The sequence below is a fragment of the Mesotoga sp. H07.pep.5.3 genome (genome assembly GCF_002752615.1).
Classification (GTDB): Bacteria; Thermotogota; Thermotogae; order Petrotogales; family Kosmotogaceae; genus Mesotoga; species Mesotoga prima.
In genome coordinates, this window is sequence record NZ_AYTV01000002.1 from 1 (window position 1) to 17984 (window position 17984).

Below are 17984 nucleotides of genomic sequence, written 5' to 3' on the forward strand. Positions count from 1 at the left end.
CCTGGTTCACTTTCGTTCAGTTCCGGACTTTGCCTCGGGCTTCCTTCAGATTCACCGTTACCAGTGACACCCTTGCCTCTGGCTAATGCTTCTTTGACTCCCCGCATTCGGGTCTTTCACCCTATAGTTGTGTATCATGCCGGGCGCACCAGATCCCGAAACAAGTTCGGGATGACCGATTTAGACGTTTTCGGAATAAGCATTCGTTGTCATTCCACGGAGCATGCCCTGAAATGCCTCTCGCTTAGTCATCCCGAACTTGTTTCGGGATCGGGTTCTAAGAACGAACAACCTGGACGCGTAGCGTCGGAACGAAGAACCGTTCTTCTCGGAGGGCGGGTCCTTGCTCTTGGAAGGACCAAGGACAGCTTTTTAAACTGCAAAACGACACATCCTTTTGCGAATCTGCACCTCTCAATGTGACGCCACACCTCTCATTTTGGCGCCTTTCGAGCTTTCTACATGTTACAATTTTAAATGTGATAAAATAGTTACGAAGTATGGAAAACACATCAAATTACGAGGAGGAATGTATATGAGCAGTTATCATGAATCGGTTGACCAGCTAAGCGAAAAGGCAAAGGACATTTCCAGAGCTCTCAACAGCCTTAAGGAAGAGATTGAGGCCGTAGACTGGTACAACCAGAGAGTGGATGTAACTGAAGATGCCGAACTGAAGGCTGTAATGGCGCATAACAGGGACGAGGAGATCGAGCATGCCTCCATGACTCTCGAATGGCTCCGTAGAAATATGGACGGTTGGGATGACGAGCTTAAAACATATCTGTTCACGAAGGCACCAATCACCGAAGTTGAGGAAGCCGGAGCGGGATCGGAAAACAGCGGTCTGAACATCGGAAAGATGTAATAGGGAGGGATTTGAATGGATCTTTTCAAAAGACAACTAGCCCCATTGACGAGCGAGGCGTGGGAAGAAATAAATGAAAGAGCAAAGCATGTTCTGAAGAGCTATCTCTCCGCAAGAAAAGTGGTTAGTGTAGTTGGCCCAAAGGGTTGGGAGTATTCTTTCGTTCCGGAAGGAAGGGTCAAGATTCTCGAAAAAGAAGGAGAGGTCGGTGTAGGTCTTAGAAAGGCGAAGCCCCTTTTAGAGGTGAGAGTTCCCTTCAGGCTGGTCCGCTGGGAGATGGACGATATAGAGAGAGGCGCAAAGGATTCCGATCTGGGACCGCTTGAAGAAGCGGCAAAACAGATAGCGCTCTTCGAGGAAAATGTAATCTACAATGGCTATGAAAAGGCGACCGTCAAAGGAATCGTAGAGTCGGTCGAAAACAAACCGATTCCTCTGGGTTCAAAGCCGAACGAAATCATCGAATCACTTTCGAAGGCTGCTCAGGTTTTGAAGGACAATTTCGTGGATGGATCGTTCGCTCTCATCGTCAATCCCGAAACAATGGCCATTCTCAATTCTCATGTTTCCGGATACCCGCTTGTGAAGCGAATTGAGTCCTTCCTCGGCACGGATATTGTTGTCAGCAGAGTCGTGAAGGACGCACTGCTTCTTCCGAAGGATCATGAAGAACTTGAAATGGTTATCGGCGGAGACTTCGAAATAGGTTATCAGAGTCATACTGATGAAGAAGTCGAGCTCTTCATATCGGAATCATTCACCTTCAGGGTTCTCAATCCGGCGATCATTGTTAAATTGACAGTCTGAATAAATTCTGCATAAAAGAAAAACCGGGAGCATCTGCTCCCGGTTTCTCATATCGCATCAAACTCTTTGAACTCTAATCAAAGTGTCATAACCATTCAAGTTCCACTCTGTCCCAGAGTCGAGACTTTCTTCAAAGACAACGGCATTGGAGAGTGTTTCTTCTTTTATGTATTCTCTGTAAGTATCGATTGCATCAACTACTTCCCTCGGGCCAGAGAAGGAGACATTGATTCTGTCTGTTATCTCAAAATCCGCTTCCTTTCGCATTGTCTGAATCTTTGATACCATCTCTCTTGCGAGCCCTTCTTGAAGAAGCTCCGGAGTGAGCTCGGTATCAAGTATGACAAAGTTTTCATTGCTCATTTCGAAGGTGAAACCTTCAAGTTCCTGGATTCTTATGTCGAGATCTTCTTCGGTGAGTTCGAAAGACTTACCCTCTGCCTCGATCGAGATCTTTCCTTCATGCTTGACCCTGGCAACGACATCGGCCGGCTTCATAGACCTTAGGACATTTCCGATCGCTTTCAGATCTTTACCGAACTTGGGGCCCATAACCCTGAAATTTGGCTTTACCTCGTAATTGACGTAGTCTCCGAGCTCTTCAATATACTCGATGTTCTTGACGTTGATCTCTTCCAGAATCAACTCGCGCATCGATTCAACGATCTTCTTTATCCGCCCGTCAACGAGAATCTTCGGAAGTGGTTGCCTCACCTTGATTTGCACCTTGTTTCTGCATGCCCTGCCCAGGGTTACGATATCCATGACAGCAGCCATTCTCTTTTCGAGATCGGGCTCTATCAAGCTCTCGTCGGCAACAGGATAGAACTCAAGATGGACCGATTCCTTCTCTTTATGCGTAAGGTTCCTGAAAATCTCCTCGGCGGTGAAAGGAGCGATTGGAGCCATAAGTTTGGCTACTGTAAGAAGAACTTCGTACAGGGTTAGATAAGCTGCCTTCTTACTGTTGTCCAGTTCGCTCGTCCAATATCTGTCCCGTGTTCTTCTGACATACCAGTTTGAAACCTCTTCAACCACGAAATCTTGAATGGCCCTCACAGATTTCGTCATATCATAGTGGTTAAGAAGATCTGTTACCTCTCTCACGAGAGTGTTGAGTCTGGATATTATCCATCTGTCCACTTCTTCTCTTTCGGAAACGGGAAGATCAAATTCTCCCGGGTCGACGTTGTCCACATTTGCATACATTGTAAAGAATGAGAAGACGCTGTGAAGCGTTCCAAAGAACTTACTGAACGTATCTTTTACGCCCTCTTCGTCGAACTTGGTTGGCACCCACGGTGGCGAGACTGCAAGTAGATACCATCTCAACGTATCGGCGCCGTATTTCTCTATGATTTTCCAGGGATCGACCGTGTTGCCTTTGGACTTTGACATTTTCTGCCCGTTCTTATCGAGAACGAGATTGTTGACCAGAACGTTCTTGTACGGTGACTGCCCAAAAAGGAAGGTCGAAATCGACATGAGAGAATAGAACCAACCTCTGGTCTGATCAATTCCTTCACAGATGAAGTCAGCCGGGAAAAGATCGCCCATAAAATTGTCTTTGTTTTCAAACGGGTAGTGATGCTGTGCGACTGGCATTGCGCCAGAGTCAAACCAGCAGTCTATGACCTCCGGGGTTCTCGTCATCCTGCCCCCGCATTCACATCTCAGATGAACGTCATCAACATACGGCCGATGAAGCTCTATATCTTCCGAAATGTCTTCTATCGCTCTCTCGACTAGTTCCTTTCTAGAGCCTACCGCTGTCAGTCTCCCACATTCGTCGCACTTCCATACATTTAGAGGCGTTCCCCAATATCTGTCTCTTGAGAGGGCCCAGTCGACCATGTTCTCGAGCCAGTTTCCAAAGCGCCCCTCTCCGACAAATTTTGGATACCAGTTGACGGAGTTGTTCACTTCTATCATTTTGTCTCTATATTCGGTGGTCTTTATGTACCACGATTTTCTTGCGTAATAGAGAAGCGGAGTGTCGCATCTCCAACAGAATGGATAAGAGTGAGTGAGACGCTCCTTTTTGAACAAGAGATTCCTGTCTTTCAAGTATCGGGTGATCAAAGGATCGGCATCTCTTACAAACATTCCAGCCCACGGAGTAACCTCTTCGGTAATCTTCCCTTCTTTATCGACAAGCTGAAGTAAGGGAAGACCGAATTTCCTTCCCAGGATGTTGTCGTCCTCTCCAAAAGCGGGGGCCATATGGACGATGCCGGAACCATCCTCGAGCGAAACGAAGTCGCCATATACTACGTAGAAGGCCTTCTTATCTACTTTTGCAAAGGGTATTAGCTGCTCGTATTCAAGATTTACAAGGTCCATACCCTTGAGTTCTTGGACTATTCTGTAATTGCTCTCTTCGCCAAGAAGCGCGTTCAGCCTTTCCTTAACAAGGTAGTAGTATTCGACCTCACCTCCGTCTACTTTTACTTCGACCTTGACATAGTTAAACTCAGGATTTACCGCAAGAGCGACGTTTGATGGAAGTGTCCATGGAGTCGTAGTCCAAACAATGAAGTATTCGTTGTTCTTGCCTTTAAGGCGGAATTTGACATATATTGAATCAATGGTCTCATCCTTGTAGCCCTGAGCTACCTCGTGAGAGGCGAGCGGGGTTCCACACCTCGGGCAGTAAGGCATAATTTTGTGACCTTCGTAGATATAGCCTTTATCGAAATATTGCTTGAGAATCCACCAGACCGATTCGATGTAATCATTCTCCATGGTGATATATGGATGTTCCATATCGATCCAGTAAGCTATGCGTTCAGTCAATTTCTTCCACTGGCTTTCGTACTTCCATACAGATTCCTTACACTTCTGATTGAATTTCTCTATGCCAAAGTCTTCTATCTCCTGCTTAGAAGAAAAGCCCAGCTGCTTTTCAACTTCGATTTCCACGGGGAGACCATGAGTATCCCAGCCTGCCTTTCGCTTCACCTGGTACCCCTGCATGGTCTTGAAACGGCAGACCGCATCTTTCAACGTTCTTGATATAACATGATGAATTCCAGGCATACCATTGGCAGTCGGGGGACCCTCGAAGAAAACAAACTCGGGGCTTCCTTCCCTTTCCGTTACACTTCTAGTTGCAAGATCATCTTTCCGCCAATAGGAGAGTATCTCTTCTTCTCTCTCTGCTGCAGGACGTTTGAGGTCTACATCTTCAAACCTTGGCATACTTTGTTTCCTCCTGTCTTGAAGTATTCGTCAGATCATATAGTCTAATTATGAATGTTTTCGACAATATTTGCTTTAAGGAAAAAATAACATGAAGCGTGCGAGTGAAGAAAAAGGACAGTCTGTCTGTCCCTGAAGAGCGCTCTAATCTGTAATCCCCGGTTCCGAAGTTGTCTTCAGCACTAGCTCTTCTCCTTCTCAAATGTATCTGTCACTTATAGATAATATGATACATCACATTAGAGACTTGTCAAGCAAAGAAACCCGCTGACGGGAGTTACACCCAGTGAAATTGACAGAATTTGTTCCTCTTTCTGACAGCAAAATTATAATCGCTGGCTTCTTCACCAATCCTTCTTCGCACGCATATATGCAAGATCCATTTCATAGGGCCATTCCCAGAAATCGGTCTCTCCCTTTTCCTTTGCTTTCAAAGCTTTGTAGACTCTCTCTCTGCTGAGGGGATAACTGTGGATCCTCATGCCCGTCGCTTTGAACAGCGCGTTATTAAGTGCCGGAGCCGGAGCGATCATCGAATGCTCTCCAACACCCCGGTTCCCGTAAGGAGAAATCTCTTCAGGTACCTCTTCCCAGAAAGACTCGATCTCTGTAGGAGCATCCATTATCGTGGCGATTTTGTAGTCCGTGAAATCGGGATTGAGCAGTCTGCCACGCTCGTCATACGACAAGCCTTCCATAAGGCATGCAGAAAGACCCTGAACGGTACCGCCTTCTATTTGACCCTTTATGTTTATCGGGGTTATTGCCTTGCCAACATCGTAACCCGCGCAGACTTTGTTTACAAGTATCCTTCCTGTGCCGGGATCGACCTCAATATCTATCCCGACTGCGCCAAGGGTGAAATGGGCAACTACCTTTGAGGACTGCCCCGTATCGGGGTCGGGATAGATCAGATCCGGCGGTGTGAACGAACCGGTGCCGATAATCGGGCCCCCTTTTAGAATACCATCGGGCATCTTGAAACCATTCTGAACTCGTTCGTCTATCCTTTCACTCTTGCCAAGTTTGTGACACTTGACGACTCCGTACTCTATGCTTATTGTTTCGACCGGTGTCTGCCAATACTCTGCAAACAGTGCGAGGAGCTTCTCACTCAATTCGCTGGCAGCTCTTTTCACAGCCATTCCCATTGACCAACAGGATCTGCTAGCAACCGTCTGCCAGTCATAAGGGTGACTCTGAGTATCTGGATAATATACTTTGATCCAGTCGTAAGGAATCCCAAGTTCTTCAGAGACGATCTGTGCAAAGGCGCTGTAAGTACCCTGCCCCATATCCATCGTCGCAGCCAGCACTTCTACGGTCCCGTCTCCGTTTAGCTTGACAATAGCGGACGAAGAGGCGTCGGCAGGAATCGCAGGCGCTTTTATTGCCAGCGCGATCCCCTTTCCTCTCTTCCATCCCTTCCTTGTCGCCGGCTCTTCTTTGTGCAAATCCATCTTCTCTACCACTTTGTCTACGATCTTCTCAAGAGCGTGATCGTGCATCGGCATCCCCGTACAAGTTGTCTGACCCTTCTTGATTAGGTTCTTCTTTCTGAACTCGACCGGATCGATTTTGAGCTTGTGGGCAACGATATCCACAACCACTTCCAGAGCACTCATAAGCTCCGGCAAACCAAAGCCCCTATACGCTCCCCCAAAGGGTTTGTTTGTGTAAACCGCATAACAGTCTGCCCAGACGTTGGGAATGTTGTATGCTCCCATTGAAGTGTACCCGGCGCTCCTAACTGGATTTGCACCATATTCGGCCGATATTCCAGTATCGAACCAGAACGTGTTACGGATTCCCTGCATTAATCCATCGTCGCTTACGGCCATTTCGATTCTTGCAACGAAACCCTGTCGAACCCATGAGCTCAACATAACCTCTTCTCTTGGAATGAAGAGTTTCACAGGTCTTCCTTTGATGTCTTCGTCCATCGCGGCGGCGAGACAGAGAGCCTCGACTGTCATTCCTGCCTTTCCGCCAAAGCCTCCGCCTATCGGAGGAGCAATCACTCGAATCTTATGAAGAGGATAATTAATACCTTTGGCAATAATGTCCCTCACTGTGAAAGGAGACTGCGCGCTTGTCCAGATAGTGATCTCTCCAGACCCAGGATCCTGTTTGCATATCGTACAGAAAGTTTCAATGAAACCGTGAGCGATCTGAGGGCAGGTTATTGTCTCCTCGAAGACATGAGCAGAATTCTTGAATGCTGCCTCCGTGTCCCCTTTTCTAATTCTGAACCAGTTTGCAATATTGGTGTTTGGCTGAGGTGTTATGAAATCAACATGCTCATACTTATGAAGATCCGGATGAACCAATACTGAATTGTTCGTCGCTGCCTTCACGGGGTCAAAGATCGCTTCGAGTTCACTGTAAGTTACTTTGACTTTTCTCGCTGCTTCTGCAGCTGCCTCTTCCGTCTCGGCAACTACAAGAGCGACCGGTTCTCCAACATATCTCGCTCTTCCAATGGCCATGGGGGTTCTGTCCTTCAAATATAGTCCAAAGTGATGGGGGAAATCCTCTCCTAAAAGGACCTTCAACACTCCAGGAATTTTCAGAGCTTCCGAGTCATCGACGTTCAGGATCTCTCCATGAGCCACAGAGGAACGGACAACCGCTGCGTGAAGTAGTTCGGAGCCGAACCTCAGGTCGTCGGCAAACTGAAGTGAACCTTCGGCCTTTTCCAGGTCATACTTCCTCGGCAGCCATTTCCCTATTCCAGTCTTCGTCTTAATAGTCTTCACGCGTCCCACCTCCTCCGTTATTTCCAGAAAGAATCGCGGCGCTCTTTTTGACCGCTCTGATGATTGCAAGGTAACCCGTGCACCTGCAAATGTTTCCCGAGAGGGCTTCCCTAATCTCTTCATCTGAAGGAGAAGGATTTTTCTTCAGCAGTGCGTAAGTAGTCATTACCATTCCGGGAGTGCAGTATCCACACTGGATGGCGCCTTCATCGATGAAGGCCTGCTGAATTGGATGTAGTCTTCCTTTCTTCACAAGTCCTTCGACGGTGAGAATGTCTGCACCCTCGGCTTCTCTGGCAAGAATAAGGCAGGACTTCTGGGGAAGGCCATTCATTATCAAAGTACAGGCTCCACATTCTCCCTCTTCACAACCCCTCTTGAGACTGGTAACGCCTTGCTCTCTTAGGGCATTTAGAAGTGTCGTTCTATCTTCAACAACCAGAGTTGTCTTACGGCCGTTGAGCGTAATTGTTACGCGCTTGTCCTTCATTTGTGAACACCTTCTCCCGCAGGTCTTTCAAGACAACGAGAGATCGCTCTTCTCGTCAGTTCGGCAATCATCTCGACCCTGTATTCTCTGGAGGCTCTCACATCCGTGATGGGATCGACAGCATCGGCCGCTAATTCTGCAGCTTGGTCTATTACCTCGTCATCTACATTGCTGCAGGAGTTAAGCAGCTTTTCAGCCTCAGTCGCTCTAAGGGGTCTAGCAGAAACGGCGCAGAAAGCAATTCTGAACTCTCTGTTATCACCCTTGAAGAGCGTGCAACAGACGGCAGCCTGAGCGATATCTAGAGCCTCTCTTCTTATTGCTTTGAGGTAACAGCCGCTGGTCTCCACTACTGGAAGAACGATCCTTATTCCTGTGACGATCTCATCGGTTCCAAGAGAGGTTCTCTTTGGTCCAGTAATAAACTCCGACACCGGAACCTTTCGACTGCCGTTCGGTCCCGTGATCTCGACTCTCGCGTCATAGCAAACCAGAGGTGCGATCATATCTCCTGAAGGGACTGCGGCACAGACATTTCCGACAACTGTGGCACGATTCCTTATAAGTGGATCCGAGTGTGCCTTGCATGCCTGAACCAAAGCTGGGAAGTAACGATTCAATGAATCGTCTCCGATAACTTCGTTGAGAGTTACCAGCGCTTTCACTTCAACGTTGTCCTCGTTCACAACTATTCCTTTGAGTTGCTCCACAGCCGTCAAGTCAACGATATAGTCGGGTTCCTTAATGGACTTATGCAGCCATACAATAACGTCAGTGCCGCCGCTCTTAACCATGGCCTTATTCCCATGGCGTCGAAGCGCGTCCAGTACCTCCGAAATCGAGCGGGGTCTTTCTAGAACGAAGTCACGCATTCGCTATCGCCACACTTTCAATAAGATTTATTCCTCTTCGTCGAAAGCTACAATTCTGCTTATACACGACTCTCCGCCGACGAACCGCCAGGGGAAGCAACCTATTACCATTCTTTTGTTAAGTATCTTGTCTATCTCTCCGCCGACGTTTTCTGCGTGAATAATGTCATATGGGAAGAGAAGAACATGCATCAACTGGTAGTCTTCGTCAGGAAAGATCTCTTCGAGTGACTTCCCGTATTTCTCATGCATATAGCGATCGCACTCTTTTGCCTGAACCGGCATCCAGTCACGAATCTTCGTGTTCATTGGATGGTCGGCCGAACCACAGTCGACACCTATCCACTTGATCTTCTTCATTTTGCACCACTCTGCGAATTCCCTGGTTGGTCCGGGGTGTTTTATCATGTATCTTACTTCGTCGGCCTCGGGCTGATCGTAAGCATATTTGTGGTATCCAGTGTTGATAATGAGAATATCGCCTTCTTTCACCTCTACTCTCTCTTCGATGTCCTTGGAAGTGTAGATTCCATAGTCTTCTGCGATATCCGAAAGATCAACTATTACTCCGGGCGCAACAAGTTCATTGAGAGGTATGCTCGCGATGTCTCTCCCGTGAGTGCAGAAATGCAACGACCCGTCCAGATGAGTCCCAACATGGTTGGAATGGGTTAGAAGCTGTCCGTTTGCACCGTTTGGGGCAAGCCTCTTGAAAAACTTTATCTGTAGGGGCTCATAGGTTGGCCATGGTGGTGTTAGGTGGCTGATCGGTTGCGATAACTCGTAAATCCTAATCTTGTCCCAGTTCTTCGGTACCATAAACTACCTCCTCTATTTGGAATATTTCTCAACGAATGCTTCAGCTGCCTTGACAAAGGCTTCAGACGGCATCCTCACTATTCCCGCTCCGACCTGTCCTTTGCCGGCCTCTTTGTGAGCCGCGCCAGTATCTAGGATCGGAGTGATGCCCGTTTCCACGACTTTGATCAAATCAATTCCCGTAGGAGTTCCGCGAAAGTTCAGTGCGGGAATCGTGAAGTGCTTGTTTTCTCCCACACAGATCTCATACATTTCCTTCGTGTAGTTAACCGCGTCTTGAGGGGTACCTCCGACGAACTGAACGATCGCAGGCGCTGCGGCCAATGCAAATCCGCCAACTCCGTAAGTCTCCATAATTGCGCTGTCTCCTATGTCCCGATTTACATCGTCTTTCGTGAAACCAGGAAATAGCAGGACATCGGGCAAAGCCGCCTGACAGGTAAACCACTCGTTCTCTATTCCGGCAATCTGTATTCCGAAGTCGGTGCCGTTTCGAGCCATGATTGTAATCATGCTGGAACCCTCTACATAACCGACGCTGTCAAGTGCGGCCTTTGCCGCGGCCATTCCAGGATTCAAGAAGAAGTGATCATTGCCTGCCATAAATTTCACAACCCTGGAGAGGTTTTGATTACCCCGTTCCGCGTCTATCAAAGAAGGAACAAGTGTTCTAATCAGAAGTGAAGTGGCTGCCCTGTTGCGATTATGGAGTTCATCTCCCATGTGGAGGGACTGGGAGATCAAACTCTTAAGATTAAGGCCACCATTATCTTCGACGTATTTTCGTACTCCATTTCTCAACACTGGATAAAGAACCTCACGCATCCAGTTCAGTCTTTCTATGACCTCTTCGCTGAAGGCACCCATTCGCAAGACCTTTCCGAGGCCCTCGTTAAGAGTCGCATAGCTTCTCCTTCCCGAATTCTTTTCTTCAACTACCCATACCGGCAGGTTAGGAGATATTATTCCTGCCATAGGGCCGACCGAGTTGTGGTGATGGCAGGGTTCAAAAGTGATTTCTCCTTTCGAAGCCAACTCTCTCGCCTTTTCCGGAGTTTCCGCCCAGCCTTCGTAGAGAATTGCGCCTGTTACGGCACCAATCATAGGGCCCGACATCCTCTCCCAAGTTATGGGCGGACCGGCATGAAGTATCATTTTTTCTCCAAAATTCGGAATAGCATCTTTGGCCATTCCGAGATCAACAATCTGGGGTTCGGCCTTCAGAAGCTTTTCAAACGCTATGGAATTCGCCTTATCGATGTCATTCAACCTCTTCACCTCTCAGTTTCCTCAATCTATCCATCAACGAGCTCCTAGCAAGGGGAGGTCTCCAATTGACTTTCACCGCTGGAATCTTTTGTGCCAGAAGATCGAGATAGAATCTCTCCATCCCAAGGTTTATTACTTTTGGACCACTGTTTAGCAGATCTTTCAACGACAAGATTATCGCTCCCTTCTTGAAATGAGACTCGAGGCCAGAAGCGCAGCCCTGGCGTTACTCTCACAGACTATGACACCTGCATCTTCCAAGAGAGAAATCTGTTTCGCTAGGTCTTGAGGATCTCCCGCTGTACCGCAAACATAAGCCACGTAAACCGGCTTCCTTTCTCTATTTACCGCCCTGATAGCCTCTATCACCTCTTGAGATGGGTTTTCTGCGCACCCATATCCGAGGACTACATCAAAGAGAACAACAGCCACCGAATTGTCTTCCGACTGCTCCTTAAGCTGCTCGGCCCTGAATGAAGGATCTATCATGGGATGCAGTCTCCCCTGAGTGAACTCGTCCTCTCCGTAATCTATGAACGAATGTCCTATGGGTTTCAGGCTGTTCTCTAGCTTGAATTCCTTCCTTAGAGGCGCATTGCTGTAAATAGGGTTGATGTAAGACTGTGCGATGTACTGGGCTTCGTAGCAGAGAGTACCACCGGTGAAAAGGCCCCTGACATATTTCCCCTGAACCTCTTCAATAGGCCTCCAGCCTGAAAGGCCAGCGTACTCGGCTCTCAACTTGTCCCTCGCAGCTGACACCTCTTTGCCATTAAGAATCGCCTCTGCAACGACGGCACATTCCTCGAGCTCTGCCGAATAATGCACTCTATCTTCGTCTTTCCCGCAATCATCCCCCATAAAGCAAATAACACAGTCCTTTCCAGTCTTCTTCAAAGAGTTTAAAATCCTCTCTTTAACCTCCGGATCGGGCGGTTTTCCAACCGCAACAATCAGAGAGATGTCTGGATCATCAGAGAGTTCTCGTATTCCTTTCAGGAAAGATATCCCTCCGACGGATTTCTTAACGTCTCTGCCTCCCGTTCCGATCCCATGCTTAACACCGATGCCGCGCCTATTGAGCTGCACCATTACTTCCTGAAGGCCGGTACCAGAAGCCGCAACGATTCCAACAGGACCCTCTAGACACACATTTGAAAAGCCAAGGCCCTTTCCATTGATGACCGCCGTGCCACAGTCCGGTCCCATGACGATCAGGTCGTTCCTGTCAGCGTACTGCTTCAGCTTTATCTCATCTTCAGTCGTGACGTTGTCTGAGTAAAGCATTACGTTCAAGCCGTTCTTGAGAGCCTTCATCGCCTCGGCTGCCGCGAATCTTCCGGGAAGCGATATCAAGGCAAGATTGGCGTCTCTCAACACAGTGAGAGCACCTTCAAGCGTTCCGGGAGTATACTCGGTGTCATCTTCTTTCTTCTTCCAAGGCGGAGATTCGAGATATGAACGGGCCGTTTCGAAGATCCTATCTATTTCGTCTTTTCTGTAGTCGATTCCGATTAACAGGTCATCCGGAGAAAGGGACCCCGCCTCGATTTCAAAGCCGGCAGCTTTCATAATGTCAATGTTCGCCTCCGTCGCCATGTTCAGTACAGCATCTACGACGCCATTAATTCTCTTAATTTCCTTGGCCACGAGCATCAACGTTACGCTATCGTAGTATTCGCCTCTAACGACCTCGATTTTCTTCATATGAACCTCCAGAAACGATATCGGCAGTTCTAGTAATTATCACTTATCAAATGTTTAATATTCACTCTGACAATTCGATAGACCCTACATAATAACTCTCATTAAAGACATTGAGACCTACTCAGATAAGCTGTGGATCATTTCCTCTCTCAATTCCGTAAGCGAAACCCGCAAGCCATGCTTTTCCAGAGGAGTGTCCCCAGTTAATGATCTTTCCTGCCCTTTCCATGGCTTGAAAGGAGTCGCCTTCATTGAGCGCTCGTGCAAGTTCTATTCCTCGCTTCCAGAATTTTCCGTCAAGTGCATCTCTGATCATCTCAGATGAGAACCACGTAGTTTTTCGACTGAGTGCTTCCTCTATCTCACTTGACAACTTCTTTATGTTTCTCCCTTCCAACTTACAGGCCGTAATCCATCCGACAAGAAAATCATCTCCTGCCGGCGTGAGGCCCGGCCCTAGACCCACTAGTCTGAATGGTTCCTCAAGGTTTTCCAGAATACATTTGAGTTCAGCATTGTCTATTAAGCTTAGCCATTCAAGCCACAATCCCCTAAACTTTCTATCTGGCAGACCGCTTATGGTTGAAGGATCGAATTTCACTAAGGCACCTCTTATATCGATTCCAACTTCGTGACCGCTTGCCATTGGAGGAAGTCCCTCGATCAATGCCGATCGTGGCAGGAAATCGTCACCATCGACTAGAAGTGAGTATCTTCTCCCTTGTTCGTCTCTGAAGTTCACAGATTTGCTGAAGGCCGTCTTCACTGTGAGTCTATATGTACCCTCTTGCCAGTCTGAACTTCTTTCGTAGGGATAGAGGTAAATCATATAATGCCTTTTCTCTTCAGCTCTTCCATTTCCAGATCGCTAAGCCCCAGCATCCCAGCATAAACCTCCCGGTTGTGTTCCCCTAAGAGAGGGGCTGGCCCGGCAATCGAGGCCGGCGTATCCGAGAACTTGATCGGTACACCCGGCATCTTGACATTTCCACATCTGTGGGGAACTTCAACGATCATTTCCCTCGCTCTGATTTGCTCGTCTTCAAATATGTCGGCGATATTGTTAATCTTTCCACTTGGAATATCAAGCTTCCCGAAGACATCCAGCCATTCGTCTGAGGATCTCTTTTCTAGTTCTCGTCCAAGGATTTCCATAAGTTCTTCGAGGTTTCTCACTCTTGCAGGATTATTGACGAATTTCGGGTCGTCACACATTTCAGGTCTTCCAATTGCCTTACAAAATTTCTCCCATAAGACGTCGTTCCCAACTGCGATATTGATAATCCCATCAAGCGTCTTGAAAGATGCAAAAGGCGCGATTGAAGGATGCCTATTTCCTATCGGAACGGGTGACTCGCCGGTTGCGGCGTACCTGGCGATGGCATTTTCCAAAACGGAGACCATGCTGTCAAGCATTGCCACGTCTACCTTCTGTCCTTTGCCGGTGAGATAACGGCTGTGGAGAGCGGCGAGGATTCCGATACAGGCGAAAGTTCCGCAGAAGATGTCTGCAATGGAACTTCCGACCTTTGTCGGACTGTTTTCGTCGGGACCTGTTATGCTCATCATTCCACTCAGACCCTGAATGATAAGATCATAGGCAGTTCTATGACTCATGGGACCGGAGTGCCCAAACCCAGATGAACAAGTGTAGATAAGCCTTGGGTTGATTTCACGCAGTCTTTGGACCGGAAAACCAAGTCTCTCGAATACACCAGGCCTGAAGTTCTCCACAAGTACGTCGAACCTCTCAATAAGCCTTTCAAGGAGCTTCTTTCCTTCAACGGTCTTAAGATTCAATGTGATGCTTTTCTTTCCCCTGTTTATGCTCATGAAGTATGCACTGTCATCACCCACAAAAGGGCTGAACGATCTCGAGTCGTCGCCTCCGTCCGGCCGTTCTACCTTCACAACTGTCGCGCCCATGTCGCATAGAAGCATTGTGCAGAATGGACCTGCAAGAACCCGCGTAAGATCAAGAACGGAAATACCTTCAAGCGGCTTTGACAAGTTTATCTCCTCCTGTATGGAATTCGTTTTGAAGGCTGAAAAGCGCTTTTACCTTCGCTGAGTATTCCCTTGTAGGAATCAAGGTTTCGATCTTCTATGTGGTCGAATATCTGATCTCTTGAAGCGCCCGGAGTTATCTTTCTTATAGGATCGGCCTCAAGCATCGCCGAAACAAACTCCTCACAGCCAGATGCCTGTGCTAGCTTCATCCCCGACGGGTGAACAATCATCGATGAGCCAAAGAAGTATGACCCGCTTGAATCCTTACCGACGAGATTAGATGCAATCCAGTAGACATGATTATCATATGCCCTGGCCCGATTAGTGAGTTCCCATTGGTCGAAGGTTCTCAAAAAAGCAGAAGGACGGCAGATGACTTCTGCCCCCTTGAGTGCCGTAACCCTTGCAAGTTCAGGAAAATCCCCATCGTAGCAAATCACTACACCTATCTTTCCTACCGACGCCGAAACCACAAGAGGATCCGACCCCGGAGTTGTCCAACCTCCCGCCGACAGTCTTTCAGTAGGGAAGGGATGGGTCTTCCTATATACACCAATCATCCCCTCGGGACCGACGATGGCTGCGCTATTGTATATGACACCGCGCTCTTTCCCCCGTTCATAAGTGGGAAAGCAGATGTAAGTATCGAACTCCTGCGCCCATCTCACAGCTTCATCTGTAAGACTACCGGGGACAAAATCCACTACGTCCCAAAGAGACTCTGCATTTCCAGTCGGAGTGAACCCCGTAGTGAAGCTTTCAGGAAGAACCATGAGGGAAGCACCGGTCTCCCTTTTGCAATTTCCTATCAAGTGATATGCTTTTTGAAGATTTACCTTGACGTTCATAGGTTCTGCTTCAAATTGAATGGCTGCCGAGACAAAGTTTTTCATGATGGACTATCCTTTCCTTTAACAAAAAGAGCATCTATATGTCACAATCTAGCACATGACACGCCAATTAAAGATGCGTTATCTACACACCCTACTGTCTGCCGCGGAATTGCTTTCACCATATTGGAAATCTGAAACGAGAAAAAAGCAGGAAAGGGCAATATCTCTGAACCAAAACGTTTTTCTCTGAACCGAGAGAAATTTGGTGGTTGCAGAAACAAAAACAAGTATTCGGCGGTCTTTGCATTTGCTCAATAATACTTCCGATCGCTTTCCTATGATCTATAACTTATCATCGTTAAAAATTCATTGTTCGAAATTCGAAGTATCACCGATCACTTGACTTGTAACATAGTTAGGTTGTATAGTTGATTAATGAAATTCTGTGAGGGATTATTTATGGTCGACAGCGTATATCTAAATAAACTAAATATGTTCTGGTGGTGGAGCAGCCCCTTCAATGGGGGTTAGCCTTTTGCTACCAGGGTAAACCCATACTGAAGGGGCTCTCATGATGGAGAGCCCCTTTTATTTTAAGGAGGTAGTGGCATGAAGAAGAGAACTGTAGTGAATTTGAAGTCGGAGGAGTTGCCGAGAAGCTGGTATAACATAAAGGCTGATTTGCCATTCAAGATGGATCCGCCTTTGAATCCGGCAACAAATGAAGTTATAAACCCCGAAGATATGATGGCGATCTTTCCAAAGTCAATCGTAGAACAAGAGATGACTGAAGAGCGGTTCATTCCAATTCCCGAACCCGTTCTCGACGAATATGCGGTCTTCCGCCCGAGCCCACTGATCAGAGCTACCTTTCTTGAGGAGTACTTAAACACCCCGGCGAGAATATATTACAAGTATGAAGGAAACTCCCCGACTGGCAGCCACAAAACCAATACGGCTATCGCACAGGCCTATTACAACAAGGCCGATGGCATCACCGAGCTCACTACCGAGACCGGAGCCGGTCAGTGGGGTAGCGCCCTCTCTTACGCCGGAAGGAAGTTCGGTCTCACCGTAAGAGTCTTTATGGTCAGAAACAGCTTTCAGTCTAAACCAATGAGACAACACATGATGAGAATGTTCGATGGCACCGTAGAACCAAGTCCGGGAGAGAACACTGAAAGCGGGAGAAACTTCCTGAAAGACAGAAAAAACTTCTCCGGCTCATTGGGAATGGCAATAAGTGAAGCAGTTGAAATTGTTCTCAATTCAAAGACGAAGAAGTACTCCTTGGGAAGCGTTCTCGATCACGTTCTCCTTCATCAGACAATAATCGGACTGGAAGTCGAGAAGCAGCTTGAAATGCTTGGCGAGAAGCCCTCTTCGATTATTGGTTGCCACGGCGGTGGATCGAACTTTGGTGGAACTATCCTCCCATTCGTAAAGAGAACATTTAACGGTGATGATATCGAGTTCATTGCATGCGAACCGGAATCCTGTCCCTCACTCTCAAAAGGTGAGTACAGGTACGACAGTGGAGACTCTGCCGGTTTCACACCTCTGCTTAAAATGTACACGCTAGGAAGAGAATTCGTTCCACCCGCAATTCATGCAGGTGGACTGAGATACCACGGCGCAGCGCCTCTCATCTCAAGACTGGTGAAAGAAGGAATCGTTACTCCGATTGCCTTCCCGCAGGAAGAGACCTTCAGGGCTGGACTTCTCTTCGCAACGACTGAAGGAATCATTCCCGCTCCGGAATCATGTCACGCAATTGCCGGTGCTGTGCGAAAAGCAATCGAAGCCCGAGAAACTGGAGAGGAGAAAGTAATTGTATTTACACTTAGCGGAAATGGCGCGCTTGATTTATCCTCATTTACAAGCACACTCGAGGCGCATAGAGACGTTCTCAACTTCGATAAGCTGCGCGAATCGAGCATCATAGAACAGTAACTCTTTGAAAGTCCTTTTGTTAAACGGTTTCGGTGGATCGGCTGTTGCAATAATCATGTAGAAAATGTTAGAATTGTTTTGTAATGTGAATTCTAGCTAGGGGGTGTACCTGTGAATAAGAAGGAACTTATTGCTGTGCTCGCGGAAAAGACCGGAGCAACCAAGAAACTCGTTGGAGACGTAATGGACGGTTTCATCAATGTGGTTGGAGAAGAGCTATCGAAAAATGAAGAAGTGAAACTTGTCGGTTTCGGGACATTCGAGGTTACCAAGAGAAAGGCAAGAAAGGGAGTTAACCCGAGAACAAAGGAAGCAATCGAAATTCCTGGCGGCAAGGTTCCGAAATTCAGACCCGGAAAAGAACTTAAAGAGAAAGTACAATAGCAATTATCCTAA

15 protein-coding genes are annotated in these 17984 nt (G+C 47.5%); 4 read left to right on the forward strand and 11 right to left on the reverse strand.

All coding sequences use genetic code 11. The features are described 5' to 3' along the window. The first annotated feature begins 535 nt into the window (after positions 1-535). Complete coding sequence (locus V513_RS00995) at positions 536-868, forward strand: encapsulin-associated ferritin-like protein (RefSeq protein WP_099771305.1); 333 nt, start codon at positions 536-538, stop codon at positions 866-868. 15 nt (positions 869-883) lie between these two features. Further along, a complete protein-coding gene (locus tag V513_RS01000; protein ID WP_099771306.1) occupies positions 884-1675 on the forward strand; it encodes a family 1 encapsulin nanocompartment shell protein in 792 nt (263 codons plus the stop codon). Between the two features lie 57 nt (positions 1676-1732). Here the strand turns inward: V513_RS01000 and ileS are convergent, their stop codons facing one another. The 11 genes from ileS to V513_RS01055 form a co-directional block, all read right to left on the reverse strand. Then, the gene (gene ileS, locus V513_RS01005; RefSeq protein ID WP_099771307.1) at positions 1733-4876 is read right to left on the reverse strand and encodes an isoleucine--tRNA ligase; all 3144 of its coding nucleotides are present in this window, start codon (positions 4874-4876) and stop codon (positions 1733-1735) included. A 344-nt stretch (positions 4877-5220) separates the two neighbouring features. After that, complete coding sequence (locus tag V513_RS01010) at positions 5221-7635, reverse strand: xanthine dehydrogenase family protein molybdopterin-binding subunit (RefSeq protein ID WP_099771308.1); 2415 nt, start codon at positions 7633-7635, stop codon at positions 5221-5223. Next, positions 7622-8125 (reverse strand): (2Fe-2S)-binding protein, encoded by a 504-nt coding sequence (locus V513_RS01015; RefSeq protein ID WP_006486709.1) that lies wholly within the window; start codon positions 8123-8125, stop codon positions 7622-7624. The genes V513_RS01010 and V513_RS01015 overlap by 14 nt, the downstream gene beginning before the upstream one ends. After that, a complete protein-coding gene (locus tag V513_RS01020; RefSeq protein ID WP_099771309.1) occupies positions 8122-8997 on the reverse strand; it encodes an FAD binding domain-containing protein in 876 nt (291 codons plus the stop codon). The genes V513_RS01015 and V513_RS01020 overlap by 4 nt, the downstream gene beginning before the upstream one ends. A 27-nt stretch (positions 8998-9024) precedes the next feature. Continuing rightward, positions 9025-9816, reverse strand: a complete 792-nt coding sequence (locus tag V513_RS01025; protein ID WP_099771310.1) for a cyclase family protein — start codon at positions 9814-9816, stop codon at positions 9025-9027. Positions 9817-9828: 12 nt separating this feature from the next. Continuing rightward, the gene (locus V513_RS01030) at positions 9829-11094 is read right to left on the reverse strand and encodes a DUF1116 domain-containing protein (RefSeq protein WP_099771311.1); all 1266 of its coding nucleotides are present in this window, start codon (positions 11092-11094) and stop codon (positions 9829-9831) included. Then, positions 11078-11257, reverse strand: a complete 180-nt coding sequence (locus V513_RS01035) for a hypothetical protein (protein WP_099771312.1) — start codon at positions 11255-11257, stop codon at positions 11078-11080. Before V513_RS01035 ends, V513_RS01030 begins: the two co-directional genes overlap by 17 nt. A gap of 2 nt (positions 11258-11259) precedes the next feature. After that, positions 11260-12792, reverse strand: a complete 1533-nt coding sequence (gene fdrA / locus V513_RS01040) for an acyl-CoA synthetase FdrA (RefSeq protein ID WP_099771313.1) — start codon at positions 12790-12792, stop codon at positions 11260-11262. 121 nt (positions 12793-12913) lie between these two features. After that, positions 12914-13621, reverse strand: a complete 708-nt coding sequence (locus V513_RS01045; protein ID WP_099771314.1) for a DUF2877 domain-containing protein — start codon at positions 13619-13621, stop codon at positions 12914-12916. Further along, a complete protein-coding gene (locus V513_RS01050; RefSeq protein WP_099771315.1) occupies positions 13618-14802 on the reverse strand; it encodes a CaiB/BaiF CoA transferase family protein in 1185 nt (394 codons plus the stop codon). Before V513_RS01050 ends, V513_RS01045 begins: the two co-directional genes overlap by 4 nt. A gap of 2 nt (positions 14803-14804) precedes the next feature. Then, entirely contained in the window at positions 14805-15695 is an 891-nt protein-coding gene (locus tag V513_RS01055; protein WP_099771316.1) for a carbon-nitrogen hydrolase family protein, read from the reverse strand. Positions 15696-16244: 549 nt separating this feature from the next. Here V513_RS01055 and V513_RS01060 point away from each other — a divergent pair. Then, complete coding sequence (locus V513_RS01060; protein WP_099771317.1) at positions 16245-17588, forward strand: TrpB-like pyridoxal phosphate-dependent enzyme; 1344 nt, start codon at positions 16245-16247, stop codon at positions 17586-17588. Between the two features lie 111 nt (positions 17589-17699). Further along, a complete protein-coding gene (locus tag V513_RS01065) occupies positions 17700-17972 on the forward strand; it encodes an HU family DNA-binding protein (protein ID WP_099771318.1) in 273 nt (90 codons plus the stop codon). Positions 17973-17984: the final 12 nt, after the last annotated feature.